Origin of the sequence: uncultured Massilia sp., assembly GCF_913773735.1 — a bacterium.
Classification (GTDB): domain Bacteria; phylum Pseudomonadota; class Gammaproteobacteria; order Burkholderiales; family Burkholderiaceae_D; genus Telluria.
On sequence record NZ_CAJYEB010000023.1, the window covers coordinates 527,696 to 549,419 of the forward strand.

Below are 21,724 nucleotides of genomic sequence, written 5' to 3' on the forward strand. Positions count from 1 at the left end.
AGCCACTTCGGTAAGAGGCGCGGCGGGACGTCGCGTTCAGGCCGACTCGGGTTGGGCATGAGCCACGTCAAGGACGTGGCGATGAGGGAAGGGCGCCGGTTCAGCGCCGGCCGCCGGCCGCACGGGCCGGCAAGACGCGCGCCAGCAGCAGCGACAGCAGCGCGCAGGTGGCGATCGCCGCCGCGCAGTCGACCGCCCAGTCGCGCACGTCGGCGCCGCGGTAGGGGAAGAAGCTCTGGACGAATTCGTCGCCCGCGCCCATGGCGGCCACCAGCAGGATCGCCCTGGCGGATCGCGCCAGCACGCCGCCGCCGCCGCCGAAGAAGCACAGGCAGGCGAGCACGGCGTAGGCGGTCGAATGCAGCACCGCGCCGGAGGCGTACTGGCCGATGTCGGCGCGCGCGCCCGGGATCGAGCCGGCGACCAGGATCGCCAGGTACATGACGGTGGCGGTGGCGATGCAGAGGCGCCGCAGGCGCAGGTCGTGCAGGAGGATGGACGGCAGGTCGGTCATCGGTCGGTGCGGGTAAAACCGACACCTTACCATGGGTGCGCGCAGCGCTGCGGACGCGAGCACGCACGGGGCGGCGCCGCGATCCGGCGTCGCCGCTGGCACGCGGCGGCAACCGGCGTCGCCGCATTGCGGGAGGACGCAGGGGGCCGCGGGCGGTGTCGCGTCAGATGGTCAGCGCCGGCTTGCCGTCAGGGTAGTGCGCGTCGAAGCAGCTGGCGCAGTCCGCGCAGAACAGGTGGGCCATGCGTACCGCCGACTGGCGCAGCACGAGCTTCAGGTGGCCGCTCTGGCATTTCGGGCAGGTTTCGCGGACCGTGCCGAAGGTCTGGAGCTGCAGCGGTTGCGCCTCGTCCTCGAGATGGTCGATGACCATGCGCGGGTTCAGCTCGCTGAGGACCAGGCAATCGCCGTCCTCGGCGCGGCGGCGCGACGGGTTGAAGGGCTGGGGTGGCGACAGCGTCTCGTGTACGGGTGAAGTCATTGGACGGTTTCCCTATGTGATAGTGTCTGGACCCCCGTGCGAATGTGAAACAGTGCACGGTGCAAGTTTCATGATAGCGGAATATGGTGTTGCTTCAAGCTCGGCCGTGGAACTTTTTGTGCGCTGCGTGGCGCGCGGAAACAAGGCGTGCGCCAAAAAAAATGCCCGCCAACGGAAGACGGGCACAACCCAAGATCGGGCCAAGAGACGCGGAAACCGGTGCGGTGTGCGGCGCCTGGCGCGGCACACCTTCTGCATCACGCATATCGGTTGCGTGTATCCAGTGAATCCAGTATAGGAGGCGAATATGACTCGGGTATGACAGGCCTCAAGCGAATCGCGGTCCCCGAACGAACTGGTCACGCTGTGTCGCAGTCGGCACGATGGACAGGGTTTTCGCTCAAGAATTTCCAGGAGGGTGAGCAGACGCAGCAGAAGGTCAAAAAAAAAAGCCCGCTTGCTTGGCGGGCTTCAAACTATTTTCTTGGAGGAGAATAGTGGAGACAGGTGCGATTATGTTGCAGCGCGAGATGACTGTCCAATTCCCATTTCGGATACCAGATATTGATTGTGCCTATAATGGCTGAGCGCAACGCCGGTTTCCACGCATCCGGCCATCAATCCCTGACGGGCACCGTGTAGTTCAGCGCCATCCGGCCGCCATCCGCGTACAGCGTCTGGCCGGTGATGTAGGACGCGTCGTCGCTGGCCAGGAAGGCGACGATGGCGGCGATCTCCTCCGGCTCGCCGCAGCGGCCCAGCGGGGTGCGCGACAGGATCGTGTGGCGCGCCTCCGGGCTGGCCAGCACCGCTTCCTTGGCCAGCTCGGTCAGGATCGTGCCGGGGCCGACGGCGTTCACGCGGATGCCGTGCTGCGCCAGCGAGATCGACGCCACCCGCGTCAGCTGGTTCACGCCGCCCTTCGAGATCACGTAGGGCACCTGGTTGGCGATCGTCAGCTCGGCGTTCACGCTGGACATGTTGACGATGCAGCCGCCGCCCCGCTTGACCATCTCGCGCGCCACCGCCTGGCTGCACAGGAACATCGATTTCAGGTTGATGCGCAGGACACGGTCGAAGTCCTCTTCTTCCAGGTCGAGGAAGCCGGCGGCGTGGGTGACGCCGGCATTGTTGACCAGGATGTCGACGTGGCCGAAGGCGGCGAGCGTCGCGGCCAGCATGGCCTCGACGTCGGCCTTGACGCCGACGTCGGCGCGCACGAAGCGGGCGGCATCGCCCAGGGCGGCGGCGGCCTGCGCGCCGTCTTCGCGCACGTCGGCCAGCATCACGCGCGCGCCCTCCTGCACGAGGCGCCGGGCGCAGGCGAGGCCGATGCCCTGGCTGGCTCCGGTGACGATGGCGACTTTCTGGGCGAGTTTCATGGGGCTTACCTTTCGAATGCGGACAAAGCCGCCATTCTACCCAGCTACCCGGCCGCTGCGGGCCTCACAGCATCAGCGGCTGGTCGGGCAACTCGTTGGCGCGTCCCCCGTTGGCCGGGAAATGGCGCCGCAGCAGGTCGTTGACCTGTCCGACGGCCGCCAGCGTGGCGCCGTGGAAGTCGCCGCGCGCGAAGCCCTGCGTGAGGGTGGCGCACACGGCCTGCCAGGTGGCGGCGTCGATGCGGCGGTCGATGCCGCGGTCGGCCACGATGTCGACCTTGTGCTCGGCCAGGTTGACGTAGATGAGGACGCCGCAATTCTCCTCGGTGTCCCAGATGCCGTAGTCGGCGAACAGCGCGAGCGCGCGCTGGCGGTTGGTCACGCCGGACCAGGCCGCCGACAGCGGCAGGGCCTTCTCGACGATCAGGCGCACTTCGCCGCGGTGCATCCGTTCTCCGGCCGCGATCGCTTCGCCGATGGCGGCCAGCGTCGCCGCCGGGAAGGCGCGCTCGGCCTCGGTGCGGGTGCTGAGCAGGTGGCGCAGGGCGCGCCGGACGGGGTTCTGCGGTTCAATCACCAGTCTCCCGAGGCGCCGCCGCCGTCGAAGCTGCCGCCGCCGCCCGAAAAGCCGCCGCCGTGGGACGAGCCGCCCCCGCCGAAGCCGCCGAAGCCGCCGCCGCGCTGGCGGTCGTTGTTCATGTTGCTGAGGATGCTGCCGAGGATGAAGCCGGTGGTGGCGCCGTCCCAGCCGTGCGTGCCGCCGGCGCCGGGCTGGGCCAGGTGCGGGCGGCGCCGGAACAGGGAGCGCACGATGGCGATGGCGACGAAGATGAGGAAGATGCTGGTGATGACGCCGGGACCGGTCACCTCGTCGTCCTGCGCCGCCGGCTGGGCCTTGGGCGCCGGGAACTTTTCCTGGTTCAGCAGCGTCGCGATGGCGCCGACGCCGGCGACCAGGCCGCCGTACCAGTCGTCCTGGCGGAAGTGCGGGGCGATCGTGTCCTGCAGGATGCGCTTGGACTGGGCGTCGGTCAGCACGCCCTGCACGCCGCGCCCGGCCTCGATGCGCAGGCGCCGCAGCGCCTTCGGGTTGTCGCGCGCCACCAGCAGCAGCACGCCGTCGTCGACGCCCTTGCGGCCGAGCTTCCAGGCATCGGCGACGCGGATGCCGTACTGCTCGATGGCTTCCGGCTCCGTCGACCGCACCAGCAGCACGGCGATCTGGCTGCCGGTCTGCGCCTCGTAGTCGGCCAGCACGCCTTCCAGGCGCTGGCGCTGGTCCGGCGTCAGCATGCCGGCCTGGTCGGTGACGCGCGCCTGCAGGGCCGGGACTTCCTTGAAGCCGGACTGGGCCTGCGCGTGGGCCTGGCCGGCGAGCAGGGCGGCGAGGGCGCAGGCCCACAGCAGGCGCAGGACGGCGAGCATGCGCGCCTTACTTGCCGAAGTTGACGGCCGGCGCCGTCGAGATCGATTTCTCGTTCTCGACGGTGAACGAGGGCTTGGGCTGGTAGCCGAAGGCCATCGCCGTCAGGTTGGTCGGGAAGCTGCGCGCCAGCACGTTGTACTCCTGCACGGAGGCGATGTAGCGCTGGCGCGCCACGGTGATGCGGTTCTCGGTGCCTTCGAGCTGCGACTGCAGGTCGCGGAAGCTGGTATCGGCCTTGAGCTGCGGGTAGTTCTCGGACACGGCCATCAGGCGCGACAGGGCGCCCGACAGCTCGCCCTGCACCTGCTGGAATTTCTGGAAGGCTTCGGGATTGTTCAGCACTTCCGGCGTGATCTGGAAGCTGGTGGCGGCCGCGCGCGCGCGGGTCACGGCTTCCAGCGTATCCTTCTCGTGCGCGGCATACCCCTTGACCGTGTTGACCAGGTTCGGGATCAGGTCGGCGCGGCGCTGGTACTGGTTGACGACCTCGGACCAGGCGGCCTTGGTGGCCTCGTCCTTGGCCTGGAACTCGTTGTAGCCGCAGCCCGAGAGCAGGACGCCGGCCAGGACGGCGCCGACGAGCATGCCGGTCCAGCGCGTGATGAAGGATGGCTTCATGGGAAAATCCGTTGCAAGTTGTCGAATGACTAAAAATATACCCGAAATCCCCGCGCAGCGGCGTATGGACGCGACCAGTCGCTCGCTGCAGCCTGCCCGGAGCACGCTACAATAGAGGGTTTGCAACGAATGACGAGGCCCGCCGTGAACTTCATCAACAAGCTGAATGCCGCCTGGAGCAGCAACGATTCCCTGCTGTGCGTGGGGCTGGACCCCGACGTCGCGCGTTTTCCCGCGCACCTGCGCGAGCGTCCGGACGGTATCCTGGAGTTCTGCAAGGCCATCATCGACGCCACCGCCGACCTGGCCTGCGCGTTCAAGCCGCAGATCGCCTATTTCGCCGCGCTCGGCGCCGAAGACCAGCTCGAGGCGATCTGCCGGCACCTGCGCGACAAGCATCCGCACATCCCGCTGGTGCTCGACGCCAAGCGCGGCGACATCGGCGCCACCGCGCGCCAGTACGCGCGCGAAGCCTTCGACCGCTACGGCGCCGACGCCGTCACCGTCAACCCGTACATGGGCTTCGACTCGGTGGAGCCGTACATGGAATGGGAAGACCGCGGCGTGATCGTGCTGTGCCGCACCTCCAACGCGGGCGGCTCCGACCTGCAGTTCCTCGACGTCGGCGGCCAGCCGCTGTACCAGCACGTGGCGCGCCTGGTGGCGGACAAGTGGAACCGGAACGGCCAGTGCGCGCTGGTCGTGGGCGCCACCTTCCCCGAGGAGCTGGCGCGGGTGCGCGGCATCGTCGGCGACATGCCGCTGCTGGTGCCGGGCATCGGCGCCCAGGGCGGCGACGTCGCGGCGACCGTGAAGGCGGGCCGCACGGCGGCCGGCGCCGGCATGATGATCAATTCCTCGCGCGCGATCCTGTACGCGCAGCCGCAGGGCGCCGAGGATTTCGCGCAGGCCGCGCGCAGGGTGGCGCTGGAGACGCGCGACGCGATCAACCTGCACCGCGCGTAAGACGCGTCGGTGCCGGCGGTTGGTGCGCGCGGGGTGCCTGCGCCGGCCGCGCGCACCCTACGATCGTCCCACGCATCGATGACGATGGCGTAGGGTGCGCACCCCGTGCGCACCATGACGTTCGCGTGATGCCGGCATGTGGTGCGCACAGGGTGCCTGCGCCGGCCGCGCGCACCCTACGGTAACGACATGCCTCGATTGACCGACCTCGGTGTGTGCCGGAGCCGTCGGGTGCGCACCATGCCGCATGCCTCAATACCGCTCGGGCGCGATCATTTCGGCGTAGTCGTACAGTGCCCCCAGGATCTGCTCGCCCCGTTCGTCCGCCGTCTCCGACAGCGTGTCGATGGCGGCGAACAGGTCGTCCACCGTGCGCGCGCCGCCGGCGCCGTCGAACAGGCGCGCCGCGCGGTGCTCTTCCCAGGCTTGCGCTTCCTCGGCCGACAGCGTGTCGGGGAAATTGCGCGCGCGGTAGCGGAACACGAGCTCGCCCAGCCGCTTGTCGTCGAAGCCGGGCCGCGCGGCCGCCAGCCGGGCCGGCGACTCGGCGCGCAGCGCTTCGAGGCGGCGGCGGTCGCTGTTGCCGACGAAGCCGCCGTACAGGTCTTCGTCGACGTCCGCCGCGCCGCCCTCGCCGTCGCGCTGGAATACCTGCTGCCACAGGGCCGTCATGTCCGGCCCGCCCGCCGCGATGCGCGCATGGGCCTGGCACTGGGCGACGTCCAGTTCCCAGCGCTGCGCCAGTTCCGGCGACAGCGTCTTGAGGTTGGCCACCAGCATGGGCGACTTGTTCAGGTGCACGCTCTTGACCGGCAGGCGCGTGACGCCCTCGGGCAGGTCGGCGGCGCGCGTGAACAGGCGCTGGCGGATCGTGTCGGCATCCAGCGTGAACAGCTCGGACGGGTCGTGGCGGCAGTCCCAGACCAGCACCTCGTTCTTGTTGGTGGGATGCGTGGCCAGCGGCCAGACCAGCGACAGGCAGCCGCGCTCGGCCGGGAACATGCCCGAGACGTGCAGGAAGGGCTGGCGCTGGGCCGGGTCGAGGTGCAGGCCCATCTCGGCGGCCACGCGGTCCTTGCGGCGCAGCTCCAGGCAGAAGTCGAACAGCTTCGGCTGGCGCGCCCTGAGCAGGCGCGCCAGCGCGATGGTGGCGCGCACGTCGGACAGCGCATCGTGGGCGGCGTCGTGCGCCAGGCCGTTGTCGCGCGTGAGGTGTTCGAGCTTGAAGCTGGGGCGGCCGTCGTCGTGGCGCGGCCAGGCGATGCCGTCCGGGCGCAGCGCATAGGCCATGCGCACGACGTCGAGCAGGTCCCAGCGGCCGCAGCCGTTCTGCCATTCGCGCGCGTACGGGTCGATCAGGTTGCGCCAGAACAGGAAGCGCGTGACCTCGTCGTCGAAGCGGATCGTGTTGTAGCCCACCCCGATGGTGCCCGGCTCGGAAAACGCGGCGCAGATGGCGGCGGCGAACGCGTGTTCCGGCACCCCGTGCTCCAGGCAGTGCTGCGGCACGATCCCGGTGATCAGGCAGGACTGCGGGTCGGGCAGGTAGTCGGGCGCCGGCTGGCAGTACAGCATGATCGGCTCGCCGATCTCGTTGAGGTCGGCATCGGTGCGGATCGCGGCGAACTGCGCCGGACGATCGCGCCGCGGCTCGGCGCCGAAGGTTTCGTAGTCGTGCCAGAGGAAGGTGTGGTTGCTCATCGGGTGCTCGGTGGTGGATCGCGCCGCCATTCTAACGCGCCGCCCCGGCGCGGCTCCAGCCGCGGCGCAAGTCCGCGCGGGAACCTTCAGATGCCGATGCGGTCGCGTCCCGCTTCCTTGGCCCGGTACAGGGCCGCGTCGGCGGCCGTCACCAGGGCGCGTTCGTCCTGGCCGGGCGCCAGCGTGGCGACGCCGAACGAACCGGTGATGTGCGGCAGCGGCAGGCGCATGTCGTCGAACACGACGGTCTCGCGCAGCCGCAGGCACAGGCGCTGCGCCACCGCCATCGCCAGTTCGCGGGACGTGTCGGGCAGGATCGCGGCCATTTCCTCGCCGCCGTAGCGGACCGCGTAGTCGGTCGGGCGCAGGCCGGCGCGCAGCGCGCCCGCGGCCGCGCACAGCGCGCCGTCGCCGGCGAGGTGGCCGTGGGTGTCGTTGAAGCGCTTGAAGTGGTCGAGGTCGATCATCACCAGCGACAGCGCGGCGCCGTCCTGGCGCGCCCGCGCCACCAGGCGCGGCAGCATGTCGTTCAGCCAGGCGCGGTTGTACAGGCCGGTGAGGCCGTCGTTGAACGACAGCTGGCGGTAGAACTCGCCCAGCTTCTGGCGCCGCCGCAGCAGGGCGTTGGCGGCGCGGATGCGGAACGAGAGCAGGCGCAGCATGTTGCGCGCCACGCCATGGTGGCGCTCGATCAGCTGCCACACCAGGTCCGGCTCGATCACCAGCAGCTCGGTGTCTTCCAGCGCGACCATGGCGGCCAGGTTGGCGGCCTCGTCCAGCACCGACTGTTCGCCCACGCTCTCGCCGGGCAGGATGTGCTCCAGGCGGTCGTCGCCGACCGACCACGACGCCTCCACCCCCAGCGCGCCCGCCAGCACGATGTACAGGCGGGCCCGCAATCCTTCCTGGACCTGGTCGCCCTTGGCCACCCGCACGATCGTGCAGTTGGCGAGCTCGGCCGCGACGGCCGGGGTGGCGGCGCCGCGGAACAGGTCGAGGTCGCCGATGGCGTAGCGGGAAGCACCGAAGGTGCCGGTCGGTTGCATGGTCTCTCCGGTAAGGTCGGGAAGCGGGGTATATTGACAGCCCTGCATGATACCGTATCGCCATCCCCTGGGGTGCCTGGCGTACATTTCGTAATGGTGGTCCAATGGCGTCATGACTGCCAATAACGACACCGCGCACGACCTGGTCGATGCGCTCGGCCGGCGCCACGCGCCGGCGCCCGATGCCCGCATCGTCTGCCTCGTGCCCTCGATCACCGAACTGCTGTGCACGCTCGGCCTGGCGCCGAAGCTGGTGGGCCGCACCGGCTTCTGCATCCATCCGCGCGAGACGGTGGCCGCGATTCCCAAGGTGGGCGGCACCAAGGACGTCAACATCGACAAGATCCGGCGCCTGGCGCCAACGCACGTGGTCGTCAACATCGACGAGAACGAAAAGCCCACCGTGGACGCGCTGGCGCAGTTCGTGCCGCACGTCGTCGTCACGCACCCGAACGCGCCGCGCGACAACCTGGCGCTGGCGCGCCTGCTCGGCGGCATCTTCGGCGCCGACGCGGCCGCCGCGCGCTGGTGCGCCGCGTTCGAACAGGAATACGCTGCCTTGCGCGCCGCCCGGCGCGGGCCGCCGCGCACGGTCCTGTACTGCATCTGGCAGGATCCGTGGATGACCGTGTCGCGGGATACCTATATCGCCGCCATGCTGGCCGAACTGGGCTGGCGCGTGCCGGACCTGGACACGGCGCGCTATCCGCGCTTTCACTGGTCGCAGGCGCTGGTGGACGGGCTGGACGCGGTGCTGCTGTCGACGGAGCCGTACCGCTTCACGCAGGCGCATGCGGACGCGCTGGAAAAACAGGTCGGGATCCCGGTGCTGCTGGTGGACGGGGAGATGATGTCGTGGTACGGCAGCAGGGCGCTGGAAGGATTGCGCTACCTGCGTGCGCTGCGCGAGATGCTCGAGGGCGCATGAAGCGAGCAGGCGTGAAGCGAGCAGGCGTGAAGCGAGCAGGCGTGAAGCAAGGGGCATGAAGCGGGGACCCCGGCCTGCGCCGGGGCGACGCCGTTGCCGGCGAGCCCGGGAGCCTGCGTGGCAGGCTCCAGGCATGGGTCATTCGCCGCTGGTCAGGTTCTTGTCCGCCATCGCGTCGATGTCGACCGGCGCCGGTTCGCGCAGCTTCTTGTCGTTCAGGCGTCCCAGGGCGCTGTCGAGCGCGCGCTGCAGCTTGCCGACGGCGGCGGTGATCGACAGTTGCAGGTTTTCCGCGTGCGCATGCACGACCACCGGCGCATAGCCCGACACGCGCGCTTCCATCATGCAGTAGTTGCTGCCGTCCTCGTGCTTCTGGCTGTTCTCGTTGCTGACGTGGACGTCGACGCGGCGCACCTGCTCGAAGCGGCCGATGGCGGCTTCGACGCTGCTGCGCACGCGCTCGTCCAGGCCCTGGTGACGGTCGATGGTGTTGTCGGTATTGATGTTGATTTCCATATATTCCCTCCTTTGTGATGCGGTTGGCATGATCTTACCCGTCCTCGCCTGATTACCATGTGGGGGAACGCACGCTCGACTTCAAGTCAGGCATTGACGACGCTGGCGGCGATATTGATCGACAGGCCCAGGATGACCAGGTTGAAGAAGAACGACAGCACCGAATGGCCCAGCACCAGCTTGCGCATGGCGCGGGTGGCGACCGCCACGTCCGAGGTCTGGACGGCGATCGAGATCGTGAACGAGAAATACAGGAAATCCCAGTAGTTCGGCGCGAGGTCCGGTTCCGGGAAACGCAGCGGCGGGCCGGCCGCGCCGTGGTCGCTGCAGTAGTACAGGTGGGCATAGTGCAGCGCGAACAGCACGCCCACCATCAGCCAGGAGCCGATCACGGTCAGGATCGTGAAGCCGTAGTGCAGCGCCGCCTCGTCGGCGCCGACCTTGCCCATGCGCGCCAGTTCGGTGACGATGGCGTACAGGCTCAGGACGGCGCCGGCCACCATCAGGCCCAGCACCGCGCGCGCGCTCTCGTCCTGGCGCTGCGCCATCTCGCGCACCTTGCGGTGGTCGGCGCGCATCATCAGCCACGCCATGTTGGCCAGGTACAGCCAGGCGCCGGCGTTCCAGCCGACCAGCGCGCGCCGCAGCCAGCCATGGCTGCCCGGCAGCAGCAGACCGACCGCGACGCCGAACGCGATCGCCAGCACCAGGTGCGGCCGCGCGCGCACGAAGCGCAGCGGCCAGCGGCGGGCGCCGGCCTGGCGCGCCGGCTTGCGCTCGGGCGCGTGCGCGCTCATGGGGCGGTTCCGGCCCGGGCCCGTTCTTCCGCCTCGTGGTGCGGGAAGCGGTCCATGCGCGACAGCACGGGGAACAGTTTCATCCAGGTGCCGGTGACGACGAGGGTGGCGACGCCGCCGAAGATGATGGCGCGGACCAGGCCCAGCCAGCTCGCGGTCAGGCCCGACTCGAACTCGCCCAGTTCGTTGGACGCGCCGATGAAGACGGCATTCACGGCGCTGACGCGGCCGCGGATCTCGTCCGGCGTCTCGTACTGCACGAGCAGGTGGCGGATGTACACGCTGATCATGTCGCCGGCGCCGAGCAGGAACAGGGCGACCAGCGCCACCGGGAAGCTGTGCACGAGGCCCATCGTCACGGTGGCCAGGCCGAACAGGGCCACGCCGCCGAACATCCAGGCGCCGACGCGGCGCGTGATCGGGTGGAAGGCCAGCACGATCGAGCACAGCGCGGCGCCGGCGCCGGGCGCCGTGCGCAGCAGGCCCAGGCTGGTGGGCCCGGCATCGAGGATGTCGTGGGCATAGGCCGGCAGCAGGGCGGTGACGCCGCCGAACAGCACGGCGAACAGGTCGAGCGAGATCGCGCCCAGCACGATCGGGCGCGAGCGCACGAAGCGCAGGCCCTCGAGCAGCGTGTGCCAGCTGACGGGCGCCTTGTTGCGCGCCTGCGGCATGCTCCTGGTACCCGCCATCAGCAGCACCGCCAGCGCCAGCAGCGTGCTGGAGACGGCGTACACGAAGTTGGGACCGAACACGTACAGCAGGCCGCCGACCACGGGCCCGGCGATCACGGCCACCTGGAAGGTCGAGGAACTGAGGGCGACGGCCTGGGAGAACTGCTCGGTGGGCACGAGGTTCCTCAGCACGGCCTGCGAGGCCGGCATCATGAAGGCGCGCGCGCTGCCGTACAGCACCAGCACGGCGAACACGGGCCAGACGTCGTGGCTGCCGGACAGCGTGAACGCCATCAGCAGCAGGCTGCACAGCAGCTGGGTGCCGAGGCATAGCAGCACGATGTTGCGGCGGTTGTAGGTGTCGGCGACGTGGCCGGCCCACAGGATCAGCACCAGGAAGGGCGCGAACTGGGCCAGGCCGATGAGGCCGAGGTCGAACAGCCGGCCGGTGATCTGGTACACCTGCCAGCCGACGGCGACGCTCTGCATCTGGACGGCGAGGGTGCCGAGGAAGCGCGAGGACAGGTAGAAGGAGAGGTTACGGTTGCGCAGGACGGCAAGGCCGCCTGCCGGAGGAGACGATGGCATAGGGGGTGGACACGGTGGGAAGACAGGCAGGCTTCATTGTGCCCTATATGCCGGATATATGCTGTCTTGACATCGCCTGCGATCGCTTTCACGCATCGGTGACGATGGCGCAGGGTGCGCACCCCGTGCGCACCGAACAGGTCACGCCGCCAGGTCCGCCTCCGTCGTGAACGCATCCGCGTAGAACTCGTCCGCCGGCAGGCCGCACTGCGCCACGTACCCGGCGCGCGCCGCATCGACCATCACGGGCGCGCCGCAGGCATACACCTGGTGGCCCGAGAGGTCGGGAATGTCCTGCATGACGGCCGCGTGGACCCAGCCGGTGCGGCCGGTCCAGCCGTCTTCCGGCAGCGCGTCCGACACCACCGGCACGTAGCGCAGCCACGGCAGCTCGCGCGCCCACTGCGCGCACAGGTCGTGCATGTACAGGTCCTGCGGGCGGCGCCCGCCCCAGTACAGCGCGACCGGACGCTCCGACTTCAGGTGGATCATATGCTCGACCAGCGCCTTGACCGGCGCGAAGCCGGTGCCGGAAGCCAGCAGCACGACCGGCTTGTCGGACTCCTCGCGCAGGAAGAAGGTGCCCAGCGGGCCTTCGAAGCGCAGGATGTCGCGCTCCTTCATGGCGCCGAACACGTGGTCGGTGAACAGGCCGCCCGGCAGGTGGCGGATGTGCAGCTCGATCGGGCCGCTGAAGGACGGCGCGGTGGCGATGCTGTAGGCGCGGCGCTTGCCGTCCTTGAGCAGGAATTCGACGTACTGGCCGGCGCGGTAGGCCAGCGCCTCGTTGGCCGGCAGTTGCAGCGTGAGGACGGCGACGTCCGGCGCGGCGCGGCGGATGGCCTGCACCCGGGTCGGCATCTTGCGCACCGGGTAGTCGGTGCTGCCGCCGACCTCGCGCGCCTCGATCACCAGGTCGCCCTCGGGCACGGCGCAGCAGAGCAGCGCATAGCCCTGCAGCTTTTCCTGGTCCGACAGGGCGCGCGCCTGGTGCGGCTTGTGGTGGATCGTGCCTTCGACGACCTTGCCCTTGCAGGAACCGCAGGCGCCGTTCTTGCAGCCGTACGGCAGGCCGACGCCGGAGCGGATCGCCGCGCCGAGCACGGTGTCGTCCGCCTCGCAGTCGAAATGGTGGCCGCTGGGCTGGACAGTGATCTGGAACGTCATACAATCCTCGAATGAATACGAATAATGGAAGTCAACACATGGGGGCGCGCGCACGCGCGTTCGGCAAGCCGCGCCTGCTGGTCGTCGGTTGCGGCGACGTCGGGATGCGCCTGCTGCCGCTGCTGCGCGGGCGTTTCCGCGTGTTCGCCGTCACCAGCCAGCCGCAGCGCTGCGCGCAACTGCGCGCGGCGGGGGCGATCCCCATCGTGGCCGACCTCGACCGCCCGGCCTCGCTCAAGCGCCTGGCCGGGCTGGCGCAGCGGGTGGTGCACCTGGCGCCGCCGCCGCAGCAGGGCGCGCTCGATGTGCGTACGCGCAATTTGACCGCCATTCTACCCGAGGGCGCGCAGGTGGTTTACATCAGCACCAGCGGCGTCTATGGCGACCGTGGCGGCGCGCCGACGCCGGAGACGACGCCGGTGGCGCCCCGCAACGCCCGCGCCGCGCGCCGCGTCGACGCCGAGCGGGTGCTGCGCGCCTGGGCGCTGGCGGCGGGCGGGCGGGTCGCGATCCTGCGCGCGCCCGGCATCTATGCGCGCGAGCGCCTGCCGCTCGAGCGCCTGCAGCGCGGCACGCCGGCGCTGGCGCCGCAGGACGACGTGTACACCAACCACATCCACGCCGACGACCTCGCGCTGCTGGCGGCGCTGGCGCTGTTCCGCGGCCGGCCGGGGCGCGTCTACAACGCCGCCGACGACACCCACATGAAGATGGGGGACTACTTCGACCTGGTGGCGGACACGTTCGGCCTGGCGCGCCCGCCGCGCCTGCCGCGCGCCGAGCTGGCGCGGGAAGTGTCGCCGCTGCTGTTGTCCTTCATGTCGGAATCGCGCCGGCTCGAGAACGGCCGGCTGCGCCGCGAGCTGCGCGCGCGCCTGCGCCATCCCCGCCTCGAGGCGGCCGTCGCCGCGATGAAACCATGACGAAATGGCAAAAATAAGGCCGGCTTAAGCAAATACTAATTGGTCCATGTATCATTCGGGTACGCCGTAGAGCGACCATACAAATACACAGCAATTCCCGAAACTAGCGTATTTTTCATTACCCATGATGGGTTATGGAGAATATCCCATGGATCATTATTTTTGAAAGAAGACCGTCATGCCCGTCCGTCGTATCCCGGATGGCGCCGACTACGACCCGAACCGGGTCCTCGACGCCATCATCACCAAACTCCGCCTGAAGAACGATGCCGCCCTGTCGCGCGTGCTGGAAGTCGCGCCGCCGGTGATCAGCAAGATCCGCCACAACACGCTGCCGATCGGCGCCACCATCCTGCTGCGCATGCATGAGGTGTCCGACTACAGCATCCGCGAACTGCGCGCCCTGATGGTGCGCGAAAAAGCCCGGCACGACGAGGAGGCGCTGGCCGCCTGAGCGGCCCGCACCGGCCGACCGGCCGATGCGGCGCGGGCGGCCGCGCATGCGCACGCCTGCCGCGCGCACGCGACGGGCGGCGCACACCCGCCGGGGATCAGGCTTGACCAGGAGAAAGCGGGCCGGATGCGATCCTCAGGCGGCATGCCGTGCGCCGGGACCGGCGCACCATGCGGTCGCCGCGCCGTCCTTCGCCACGCTTTCCTTCGCGCCGGGGCCGGCGCACCATGCGGTCGCGGCGCCGTCCCTGACGACGATCGGCTTCGCGCCCGGGTAGGTCTCGTCGAAGGTGGCTTCGTACAGGGTGCGCATGCGCTCGCCGCAGTCGATGCGGAACTGGCCGTCGTCGCCGCCGCGCATGCCGACGTAGGGGTAGTGGTGCAGGAAGTAGCCGAACGCCCGCTCGCAATCCTGCGCGTACTTCATGGTGTCGAGGATGTGGTAGTGCCAGAACGTGTCGACGTCGACCAGCGGCGCGGCATCCTCGTCCGGATACAGCTTCATCAGGCACAGGAAGCGGCGGTATTCCTTCTCGACGGCGGCGGCCTTTTCCAGGCTCCAGCCTTCCCCGGATTCGATGTGCATCAGCTTCGTCTTGATCGGCTCGAGGTCGAGTTCCATTACGGCGTTGAACAGGTCGTTGGCATTCATGGTCATCCTCATCGTTGTCGTGATGTTGTCGTACTGCTTCCCTAGTGTTGTCGTGGTACTGCGGTGTCGCGTGGCAAGCGCCTCCTTTTCCGCCGGCGCGGCCGGCGTGAACATGGTCTGTCGTTGATGTGTATTACCTGAATTCAATATAGTTGACGCAATTCCATGCAAACTTGCGTTTTGTCAAAAACTCATGGGGACGTTGCCGGAAATGGCAGACGCGTGATCTTGCCGGCAGCAGGGCGCGTCAGATGACGGCCGAACCGGGCTGCATCTCGTCCTCGGGATAGGGGTTGGGCGGCGGCGTGCCGATCACCGGCGCCGACACCATCACGGTGGTGCCGCCGTCGGGCTCGCTGAACACGGCGCAGGTGCCGCCCAGGATGACGATGCGTTCCTCGATGCCCACCAGGCCGAACGAGCCGTACTTGTTGCGTCCGCCCGGGGGCAGGCCGCAGCCGTTGTCGCGCACCGACAGCGACAGCCAGTTGCCCTCCAGGCGCAGCGCGACCACGACCTCGCTGGCATGGGCGTGGCGCACGATGTTGGTCAGCGATTCCTGCAGGATGCGGAAGAAGGCGGTGGCGCAATGGTCGGGCAGGGCGATCTCGCCGTGGTCGTCCTCGATGCGGCAGCGGATGCCGGTGCGGCGCTGGAACTGGTTGACCTGCCACTCGACGGCGGCGGACAGGCCCAGGTCGAGCACCGTCGGGCGCAGGTCGTTGATGATCTGGCGCACGCTCTTGATGGTGGTGTCGATCTGCAGCAGCGTCGCCCGGGCGCGCCGGTGCAGGATGTTGTGGCTGCCGCGGGTGCGCGTGGCCAGCAGCTCGGTCTCGATGCGCAGCGCCAGCAGGTTCTGGCCCAGGTCGTCGTGGATCTCGCGCGCGATGCGCTTGCGCTCGAGTTCCTTGATCTGGTAGGCGTGGTCGGCCAGGCGGCGCAGCTTCTGGTGCGACAGTTGCAGCTTGCTCTGGCTCTCGCGCAGTTCGCTGGTCATTTCCTGCGCCAGTTCGAGGGCGGCGCGCCGCGACGAGGTCAGCATCTGCAGCAGCGCGTACAGCAGGATCGCGCCGATGAAACCGAACAGCATCATCAGCTTCGGATAGTAGTCGTCGAATTCCGTGTACAGCGCCGCCTTCGGCACGCTGTAGGTGGTCTTCCAGGGGCGGCCGTTGAAGTCCAGCGACAACGTGACGACGTACATGGCGCGGCCGGTGTCGAGCGGCGGCGTGGGGTGGGCGGGCGTGCCGCGGCTGTCGAACAGCGTCAGCGGGCGGCCCGAGCTGTCGCGCCCGTGCACGTCCATGCGCGGGCCGGTGTCGTACAGCGTCATGCGCACGCCGGGAATCGGAATCTCGTCGAGCACGCCGTGCAGCAGCTTGGGCAGGCTGAACGCGATCCCGATCGAGCCGGTATAGGCGGCGCGGCGCCGCTCGACCGTGTCGAGCGGCATGCCGCGGCGGTAGGTGGGCATGCGCAGTCCCAGGTAGCATTCGTTCGGCCGCGACAGCACCGGGATCGGCGTGCCCGCGGCGTGCAGCTTGCCGTCGTCGCGGGCCTGCAGCAGCTGGTTGCCGAAATAGCGGTTGGCCATCAGGTCGACGCCGTAGAACGTGTCCGCGGGCGCGTCTGGCTCGATGTGGGCGACCACCAGGTAGGCGGGACGGATGCCCGGCGGCGCGATGCGGACGCTGGCCGTCGGCCCCAGCATCGTCCTGATCTCCCTGTCCAGGCCGGCAAGAAAGGCCTCGCGCCCGGACTCGGGCACGTACACCGCGTAGTTCATGAAGTCGACCGCGGGGAAGTTGCGCGGCAGTTCCAGTCCGCGCACGTAGTCGTGGAACTGGCGGTGGTCGAAGGTGTCGACGCTCTGGATCATGCTGCCGGCGCCGCGCAGCAGGTCGGTATAGGACTTGATGCGCACGCCGATGACGCTCTGCGCGTACCTGGCGTGGTTGACGAAGCGTTCCTGCGCATCGCTCTCGATCGAGCGCTGGGTGAAGATGTACAGCGCGCTGCCGATCAGCGACGAGAGCAGGGCGCCGGTCCAGAACGACAGGCGGGTGACCGAGAACGCGTCCTTCAACACCGTCGACATGGCTGCTCTCCCGAAGCCCCGGCCCCGGCGGCATGCCGGCGGCGAGTTAATCCGTTGCAACGTACGCAATTCGGATGCGGGAGGAACCTAGCAGGTCGGGGAGTTGGCGGAAGGGTGGTTTGGGATTAGGCGGCTACAGGACAACGTCGTCCCGGCCTGCGCCGGGACGACGGTCTGCATGGCCGGGTTCGCGCAGGCCGGCGGGTGAGCGGGCGCTCACCCCGGCATCACTTGGCCCAGCTGTCCTTGAGCGTGGTGACGCGGTTGAACACCGGCTTGCCCGGCCGGGAATCGACGCGGTCGGCGACGAAGTAGCCGTGGCGCTCGAACTGGAAGCGCTGGTCGGCGACGGCGTCCTTCAGGCCCGGCTCGAGGTAGGCCTTGACGGTCTCCAGCGCGTTCGGGTTGAGCACGCTCTTGAAGTCCTTGCCGCCGGCGTCCGGCTGCGGGTCCAGGAACAGGCGGTCGTACAGGCGCACTTCGGCTTCCAGGGCATGGCTGGCGCTGACCCAGGTGATGTTGCCCTTGACCTTGTAGTTGTCGGCGCCCGGCGTGCCGGATTTCGAATCCTCGAAATAGTTGACGTGGACCGCGGTGACGTTGCCGTCCGCATCCTTGTCGAAGCCGGTGCACTCGACCACGAAGCCGTACTTCAGGCGCACGCGCGCGCCCGGCTTGTCGGCGGTGGGCGGGGTGAAGCGGTGGTAGCCCTTGGACGGCACTTCCATGAAGTCTTCCTGCTCGATCCACAGTTCCCGGGTGAACGGGAAGGAACGGTTGCCCAGTTCCGGATGGTGCGGGTGGACCGGTGCGCTGCAATCGACGACCTGGCCTTCCGGGAAGTTGTCGACGATCAGCTTCAGCGGACGCAGCACGGCGATGGCGCGCGGCGCCTTCGGGTCCAGGTCGTCGCGCAGCGCGCCTTCCAGCGTGCTCATGTCGATCCAGCCGTCGACTTTCGACACGCCGATGCGCTCGCAGAACAGCTGGATCGATTCCGGCGTGTAGCCGCGGCGGCGCAGGCCGACGATGGTCGGCATGCGCGGGTCGTCCCAACCGGTGACGATGCCGTCGTCGACCAGCTGGCGCAGCTTGCGCTTGGAGGTGACGACATAGGTCAGGTTCAGGCGCGAGAATTCGTACTGGCGCGGCACCGGGCGCTGGAAGAAGCCGCCGTCGGCGAGCGTGTCGACCAGCCAGTCGTAGAACGGACGGTGGTCGGTGAATTCCAGCGTGCACAGCGAATGCGTGATGTCTTCCAGCGCGTCCGAGATCGGGTGCGTGTAGTCGTACATCGGGTAGATGCACCAGGCGTCGCCGGTACGGTGGTGGTGCGCGTGGCGGATGCGGTACAGGGCCGGGTCGCGGTTGGTCATGATGGGCGAGGCCATCGCGTCCTCGCTCATTTTCGCGCGCAGGATGTGCTCGCCGTCCTTGTACTTGCCGGCCTTCATGTCGCGGAACAGCTGCAGCGATTCCTCGGCCGGACGGTCGCGGAACGGCGAGTTGGTGCCCGGCGTGCCGAAGTTGCCGCGGTTTTTCGCCATGTCCTCGGCGCTCTGGCTGTCGACGTAGGCCTTGCCGGTCTGGATGAGGTACTCGGCCATGGCGTACAGCTTGTCGAAATAGTCGCTGGCGTAGTGCAGGTATTCCTGCCCACCCTGTTCCCAGGAAAAGCCTAGCCACTTGACGCTGTCCATGATCGTGTCGACGTATTCCTGGTCTTCCTTCTCCGGATTGGTGTCGTCGAAGCGCAGGTGGCAGCGGCCGGCGTAGTCGCGCGCCAGGCCGAAGTTCAGGCAGATCGATTTGGCGTGGCCCACGTGCAGGTAGCCGTTCGGCTCCGGCGGGAAGCGGGTGATGACCGGGGGCATGCCTGGACGGGCATGGGTGCCCGCCGCGAGATCCGCGTCGATGATCGCGCGTACGAAATTCGACGACGGTGCGGGCGCCGCCGTGGCGTTCTTGTCGTTGCTCATGAAAACTATGTTTGGGATAGGTAAGATTCCCGGCATTTTACCGTAGATACACGTATTGGATACATCGCATGGACCGGCGTATGTGGCCGAGCGCACGGTTCCACGGCCACCCGGGGCGGATACTGGGCGCCGGCGCCGCGCCGCAAGGGAGGCGAGCCTGTCAAGTTGGCGTTTTCTATAGGATAATCTCGGTTTAACCTTTTTTTCGGCACTGCCGGAGAGTTCCAAGTGGAAAATCTATACGCGATCCTCGGCGTCGCGCCGAATGCCACCGACGACGACATCAAGAAAGTCTACCGCTCCCTGGCGATGCGCTACCACCCGGACCGCAACCAGGCGCCGGGCGCGGAAGCGCGCTTCAAGGCCGTGACCAAGGCCTACGAGATCCTGTCGGACCCGGCCAGGCGCAGCGAATACGACCAGAGCGTGAACCACCGCATCGTGCTCGACGCCGAGGCGGAAGCGTTCGAACTGTGGCGCTCCACCTTCGCGCTGAACGGGGTCGGCCTGCAGTACTGAGGCGCCACGTTTCCCACCGACACTTACACGAGTTCAACATGAAAAAAGTACATCCGGAATTCGCCTTCCAGTCGCGCGAGCTGGAAGGCCAGATCGAAGGCACGCTGGGCGATCCGCCCAACCGCAAGAACTACGACATGATGGTGCAGGCCCTGGTGTCCGAATACGCCAACGGCGACGGCCTGGACGACGTCAACATGATGGCGTTCGCGCTGGTCGACCGCATCCGCTTCACCGACCCCAAGGGCCTGGTGCGCGCCGCCTACGACTATGAAAGCGACGATCCGTCGTCCGTGTTCGCCATGGCCAACTGCGACGGCGACGCGCAGGGCAAGGCCATGTACGAGGCCATCTGCGCCAACCATCCGGAACTGGCGCGCCAGGCGATCGTCACGGCCTTCCTGTACAAGAACCCGGCGCGCTGGGAAGACGACGACCAGTCGCTCGACCAGCTGGCCAGGGACGACGAGGGCGACGACGACGAACTGGACGAGACCGCGGCCGGCGCCGCCGGCGACGACTTCACCGGCCTGTTCGACCAGGATGGAGAACGCGAATGAGCGACGACGTGAAAGATGACGGCGGCAAGGCCAACCTGCCCGCGCTGACCAAGCAGGTCACCGAGCTGGTGCTGTCCGGTTCGCTGCAGCACGCCGAGGAGGCATTCTCGCAGGCCGCCGACGAGCACGGCGACTATGCCGTGGCCGAGGTGCTGTCCACGCTGCCGCCGCAGGTCACCGCGCTGCACCTGGCCGGCTTCGACGGCGCCAAGACGTCGCTGGCGACCATGCTGGTGCCGCCCAAGGCCTGGGCCGAGAGCCTGGCCTACCTGGCCGCCACCTGGCCGGACGACCTGATCGAGGACGACCCCGAGCGCATCGCCGAGGGCCTGTTCAACCACATCCACGGCGTGGTCTACGCGACCGACGACGAGGACCGCCGCAACGAGCTGCTGGAAGAGGCGGCCGCCACCGACCACGGCGCCACCGCGTTCGCGATCCTGTGGTCGCTGGCGCCGCGCGAGATCCTCGAGGTGGCCGGCGAGATCAACCACCGCGGCCCGCACATCAACGTGCACACGACGTCCGACAGCGATATCGTGCCGCTGGCGGTCGACCTGGCCAAGGCCAGCGAGGACGGCTGGCAGCGCTCGCTGCTGGAACTGTTCCCGGAATACCGCAACACGGCCGACCTGGCCGACGTCGAGCTGCCGGACGATCCGGACGAGGAGCCGGAATTCCAGCAGCGCACGACGCGCGAACTGCTGTACCGCCTGCGCAAGCAGGTGCCGTCGGTGCGCAGCCTGCCGCGCCGCAGCACCCGCCGCAGCATGGGCACGGACATCTTCTCGTGAACGGGGCCGACGCGACCATGCTGCCTGCCATCGTCATCGAGAAACTGCCGCGCCTGATCCGCGCGATCCGCCTGATCCCCGGCCGCGCCGACGCCGACGAGGCGGCCGCCCTGGCCGACGAACTGTCGGGCATCACCGCGATGGTCGCGGAAAAGTTCACCAACGACCGCACCGCCGAGGGCATCCAGCGCGCCCAGCTCCTGACCATCGGCTGCATCTCGCTGGGCCTGGAAGACCTGGTCGGCGACGAGGCCGAGGACGTCGGCGACGAGGCCGCGCTGGGCGTGCTGGTCGGGGAGGGCGCGGAACTGGTGTTCCAGCAGGGCTTCCGCATGATCCGCGAACTGGCGGCGCTGCCCGAGGACAGCCTGGTCGGCGAATACGACAAGGACCCGGTCTACGCCCAGCGGCGCCTGAAGGAACTGTTCGTCGACATTTGCACGGCCGACCCGGGCGAGACCTGGTCCGGCCACCAGCGCTACCTGGGCCAGCTCAGGCAGCGCCAGGAAGTGCAGGCCATCGTGCGCACCGCGCAGTGGCTGCGCCGCCACCACTGGGACGGCGCCGTCAAGGATCCGGACCTGAACGCCGAGGGCGTGATCGCGCTGGCGATCGTGTTCGGCATCGAGGGCGGCGGGCGCATCGTGGCGCGCACGGGGCAGAAGGAGTTCGAGCGCTTCGTCACGGCCGTGCGCAAGGACAAGCCCGACTTCGAGGCGGGCTGGGCGGCGCTGCTGGAGAACGTCCCGGCGCCGTACCAGGCCGTCATCGCCAAGCGCATCGACCTGTACCGCAACAGCACCTTCCTGCAGAACATCGCGGGCAAGGCGCCGCTCGGGCAGCTGTTCGTGGAACTGGAAAACTACGCCGGGTCGGAGATCGACGCGGAGTATCCGTAATCGGCGATGCATGGTGCGCACGGGGTGCGCACCCTACGAT

At 68.5% G+C, this 21,724-nt stretch carries 23 protein-coding genes; 8 read left to right on the forward strand and 15 right to left on the reverse strand.

The window, feature by feature from the left end:
• Positions 1-100: 100 nt before the first annotated feature.
• From QZ749_RS11980 to QZ749_RS12005, 6 genes are all read right to left on the reverse strand, one after another.
• Positions 101-514 carry a VanZ family protein gene (locus QZ749_RS11980; RefSeq protein WP_296946952.1) on the reverse strand — a complete coding sequence of 138 codons (414 nt, stop codon included), beginning with the start codon at positions 512-514 and terminating at the stop codon, positions 101-103.
• A gap of 163 nt (positions 515-677) precedes the next feature.
• Positions 678-995 carry a hypothetical protein gene (locus tag QZ749_RS11985; protein WP_296946954.1) on the reverse strand — a complete coding sequence of 106 codons (318 nt, stop codon included), beginning with the start codon at positions 993-995 and terminating at the stop codon, positions 678-680.
• 617 nt (positions 996-1,612) lie between these two features.
• On the reverse strand, positions 1,613-2,377 hold the full coding sequence (locus tag QZ749_RS11990; protein ID WP_296946957.1) for an SDR family NAD(P)-dependent oxidoreductase: 765 nt from the start codon (positions 2,375-2,377) through the stop codon (positions 1,613-1,615).
• Positions 2,378-2,441: 64 nt separating this feature from the next.
• Complete coding sequence (locus QZ749_RS11995; protein ID WP_296946960.1) at positions 2,442-2,954, reverse strand: TPM domain-containing protein; 513 nt, start codon at positions 2,952-2,954, stop codon at positions 2,442-2,444.
• Positions 2,951-3,802, reverse strand: coding sequence for a YgcG family protein (locus QZ749_RS12000; RefSeq protein ID WP_296946962.1), 852 nt, complete (start codon positions 3,800-3,802; stop codon positions 2,951-2,953). The genes QZ749_RS11995 and QZ749_RS12000 overlap by 4 nt, the downstream gene beginning before the upstream one ends.
• Positions 3,803-3,809: 7 nt before the next feature.
• Positions 3,810-4,421 carry a LemA family protein gene (locus QZ749_RS12005; protein WP_373896818.1) on the reverse strand — a complete coding sequence of 204 codons (612 nt, stop codon included), beginning with the start codon at positions 4,419-4,421 and terminating at the stop codon, positions 3,810-3,812.
• 144 nt (positions 4,422-4,565) lie between these two features.
• Here QZ749_RS12005 and pyrF point away from each other — a divergent pair, with 144 nt between their 5' ends.
• The gene (gene pyrF, locus QZ749_RS12010) at positions 4,566-5,387 is read left to right on the forward strand and encodes an orotidine-5'-phosphate decarboxylase (RefSeq protein WP_296946965.1); all 822 of its coding nucleotides are present in this window, start codon (positions 4,566-4,568) and stop codon (positions 5,385-5,387) included.
• Between the two features lie 252 nt (positions 5,388-5,639).
• Here pyrF and sbcB read toward each other — a convergent pair whose 3' ends face one another.
• Both sbcB and QZ749_RS12020 read right to left on the reverse strand, forming a co-directional pair.
• Positions 5,640-7,088: an exodeoxyribonuclease I gene (gene sbcB / locus QZ749_RS12015; protein ID WP_296947170.1), complete on the reverse strand. Its 1,449-nt coding sequence runs from the start codon at positions 7,086-7,088 to the stop codon at positions 5,640-5,642.
• Positions 7,089-7,174: 86 nt separating this feature from the next.
• Positions 7,175-8,134, reverse strand: a complete 960-nt coding sequence (locus tag QZ749_RS12020) for a GGDEF domain-containing protein (protein ID WP_296946968.1) — start codon at positions 8,132-8,134, stop codon at positions 7,175-7,177.
• A 112-nt stretch (positions 8,135-8,246) separates the two neighbouring features.
• Between QZ749_RS12020 and QZ749_RS12025 the strand changes: the two genes are divergently transcribed.
• Positions 8,247-9,062 carry a helical backbone metal receptor gene (locus tag QZ749_RS12025; protein WP_296946970.1) on the forward strand — a complete coding sequence of 272 codons (816 nt, stop codon included), beginning with the start codon at positions 8,247-8,249 and terminating at the stop codon, positions 9,060-9,062.
• Positions 9,063-9,200: 138 nt separating this feature from the next.
• Here the strand turns inward: QZ749_RS12025 and QZ749_RS12030 are convergent, their stop codons facing one another.
• The 4 genes from QZ749_RS12030 to QZ749_RS12045 all read right to left on the reverse strand — a co-directional run bounded on the left by QZ749_RS12030 (position 9,201) and on the right by QZ749_RS12045 (position 12,804).
• Positions 9,201-9,578 (reverse strand): HPF/RaiA family ribosome-associated protein, encoded by a 378-nt coding sequence (locus tag QZ749_RS12030; RefSeq protein WP_296946972.1) that lies wholly within the window; start codon positions 9,576-9,578, stop codon positions 9,201-9,203.
• Positions 9,579-9,664: 86 nt separating this feature from the next.
• On the reverse strand, positions 9,665-10,375 hold the full coding sequence (locus tag QZ749_RS12035) for a DUF1345 domain-containing protein (RefSeq protein ID WP_296946974.1): 711 nt from the start codon (positions 10,373-10,375) through the stop codon (positions 9,665-9,667).
• Positions 10,372-11,637, reverse strand: a complete 1,266-nt coding sequence (locus tag QZ749_RS12040) for an MFS transporter (protein WP_296946977.1) — start codon at positions 11,635-11,637, stop codon at positions 10,372-10,374. The genes QZ749_RS12035 and QZ749_RS12040 overlap by 4 nt, the downstream gene beginning before the upstream one ends.
• Before the next feature lie 141 nt (positions 11,638-11,778).
• Positions 11,779-12,804 carry a CDP-6-deoxy-delta-3,4-glucoseen reductase gene (locus QZ749_RS12045; RefSeq protein WP_296946979.1) on the reverse strand — a complete coding sequence of 342 codons (1,026 nt, stop codon included), beginning with the start codon at positions 12,802-12,804 and terminating at the stop codon, positions 11,779-11,781.
• Between the two features lie 38 nt (positions 12,805-12,842).
• Here QZ749_RS12045 and QZ749_RS12050 point away from each other — a divergent pair, with 38 nt between their 5' ends.
• Entirely contained in the window at positions 12,843-13,727 is an 885-nt protein-coding gene (locus tag QZ749_RS12050) for an NAD-dependent epimerase/dehydratase family protein (protein ID WP_296946982.1), read from the forward strand.
• A gap of 178 nt (positions 13,728-13,905) precedes the next feature.
• A complete protein-coding gene (locus QZ749_RS12055; RefSeq protein WP_296946985.1) occupies positions 13,906-14,181 on the forward strand; it encodes a hypothetical protein in 276 nt (91 codons plus the stop codon).
• Positions 14,182-14,316: 135 nt separating this feature from the next.
• Here the strand turns inward: QZ749_RS12055 and QZ749_RS12060 are convergent, their stop codons facing one another.
• From QZ749_RS12060 to QZ749_RS12070, 3 genes are all read right to left on the reverse strand, one after another.
• On the reverse strand, positions 14,317-14,832 hold the full coding sequence (locus tag QZ749_RS12060) for a hypothetical protein (RefSeq protein ID WP_307726662.1): 516 nt from the start codon (positions 14,830-14,832) through the stop codon (positions 14,317-14,319).
• 247 nt (positions 14,833-15,079) lie between these two features.
• Positions 15,080-16,933 (reverse strand): CHASE domain-containing protein, encoded by a 1,854-nt coding sequence (locus tag QZ749_RS12065; RefSeq protein WP_296946986.1) that lies wholly within the window; start codon positions 16,931-16,933, stop codon positions 15,080-15,082.
• A 227-nt stretch (positions 16,934-17,160) separates the two neighbouring features.
• Positions 17,161-18,912, reverse strand: coding sequence for a glutamine--tRNA ligase/YqeY domain fusion protein (locus tag QZ749_RS12070; protein WP_296946988.1), 1,752 nt, complete (start codon positions 18,910-18,912; stop codon positions 17,161-17,163).
• Positions 18,913-19,140: 228 nt separating this feature from the next.
• Between QZ749_RS12070 and QZ749_RS12075 the strand changes: the two genes are divergently transcribed.
• From QZ749_RS12075 to QZ749_RS12090, 4 genes are read left to right on the forward strand one after another with little or no spacing between them, the layout of a single operon-like run.
• Positions 19,141-19,431, forward strand: coding sequence for a DnaJ domain-containing protein (locus QZ749_RS12075; RefSeq protein ID WP_296946989.1), 291 nt, complete (start codon positions 19,141-19,143; stop codon positions 19,429-19,431).
• Positions 19,432-19,469: 38 nt separating this feature from the next.
• On the forward strand, positions 19,470-19,991 hold the full coding sequence (locus QZ749_RS12080) for a hypothetical protein (RefSeq protein WP_296946992.1): 522 nt from the start codon (positions 19,470-19,472) through the stop codon (positions 19,989-19,991).
• Positions 19,988-20,785, forward strand: a complete 798-nt coding sequence (locus QZ749_RS12085; protein ID WP_296946994.1) for a hypothetical protein — start codon at positions 19,988-19,990, stop codon at positions 20,783-20,785. Before QZ749_RS12080 ends, QZ749_RS12085 begins: the two co-directional genes overlap by 4 nt.
• A gap of 17 nt (positions 20,786-20,802) precedes the next feature.
• A complete protein-coding gene (locus tag QZ749_RS12090) occupies positions 20,803-21,684 on the forward strand; it encodes a hypothetical protein (RefSeq protein ID WP_296947173.1) in 882 nt (293 codons plus the stop codon).
• Positions 21,685-21,724 lie beyond the last annotated feature (40 nt).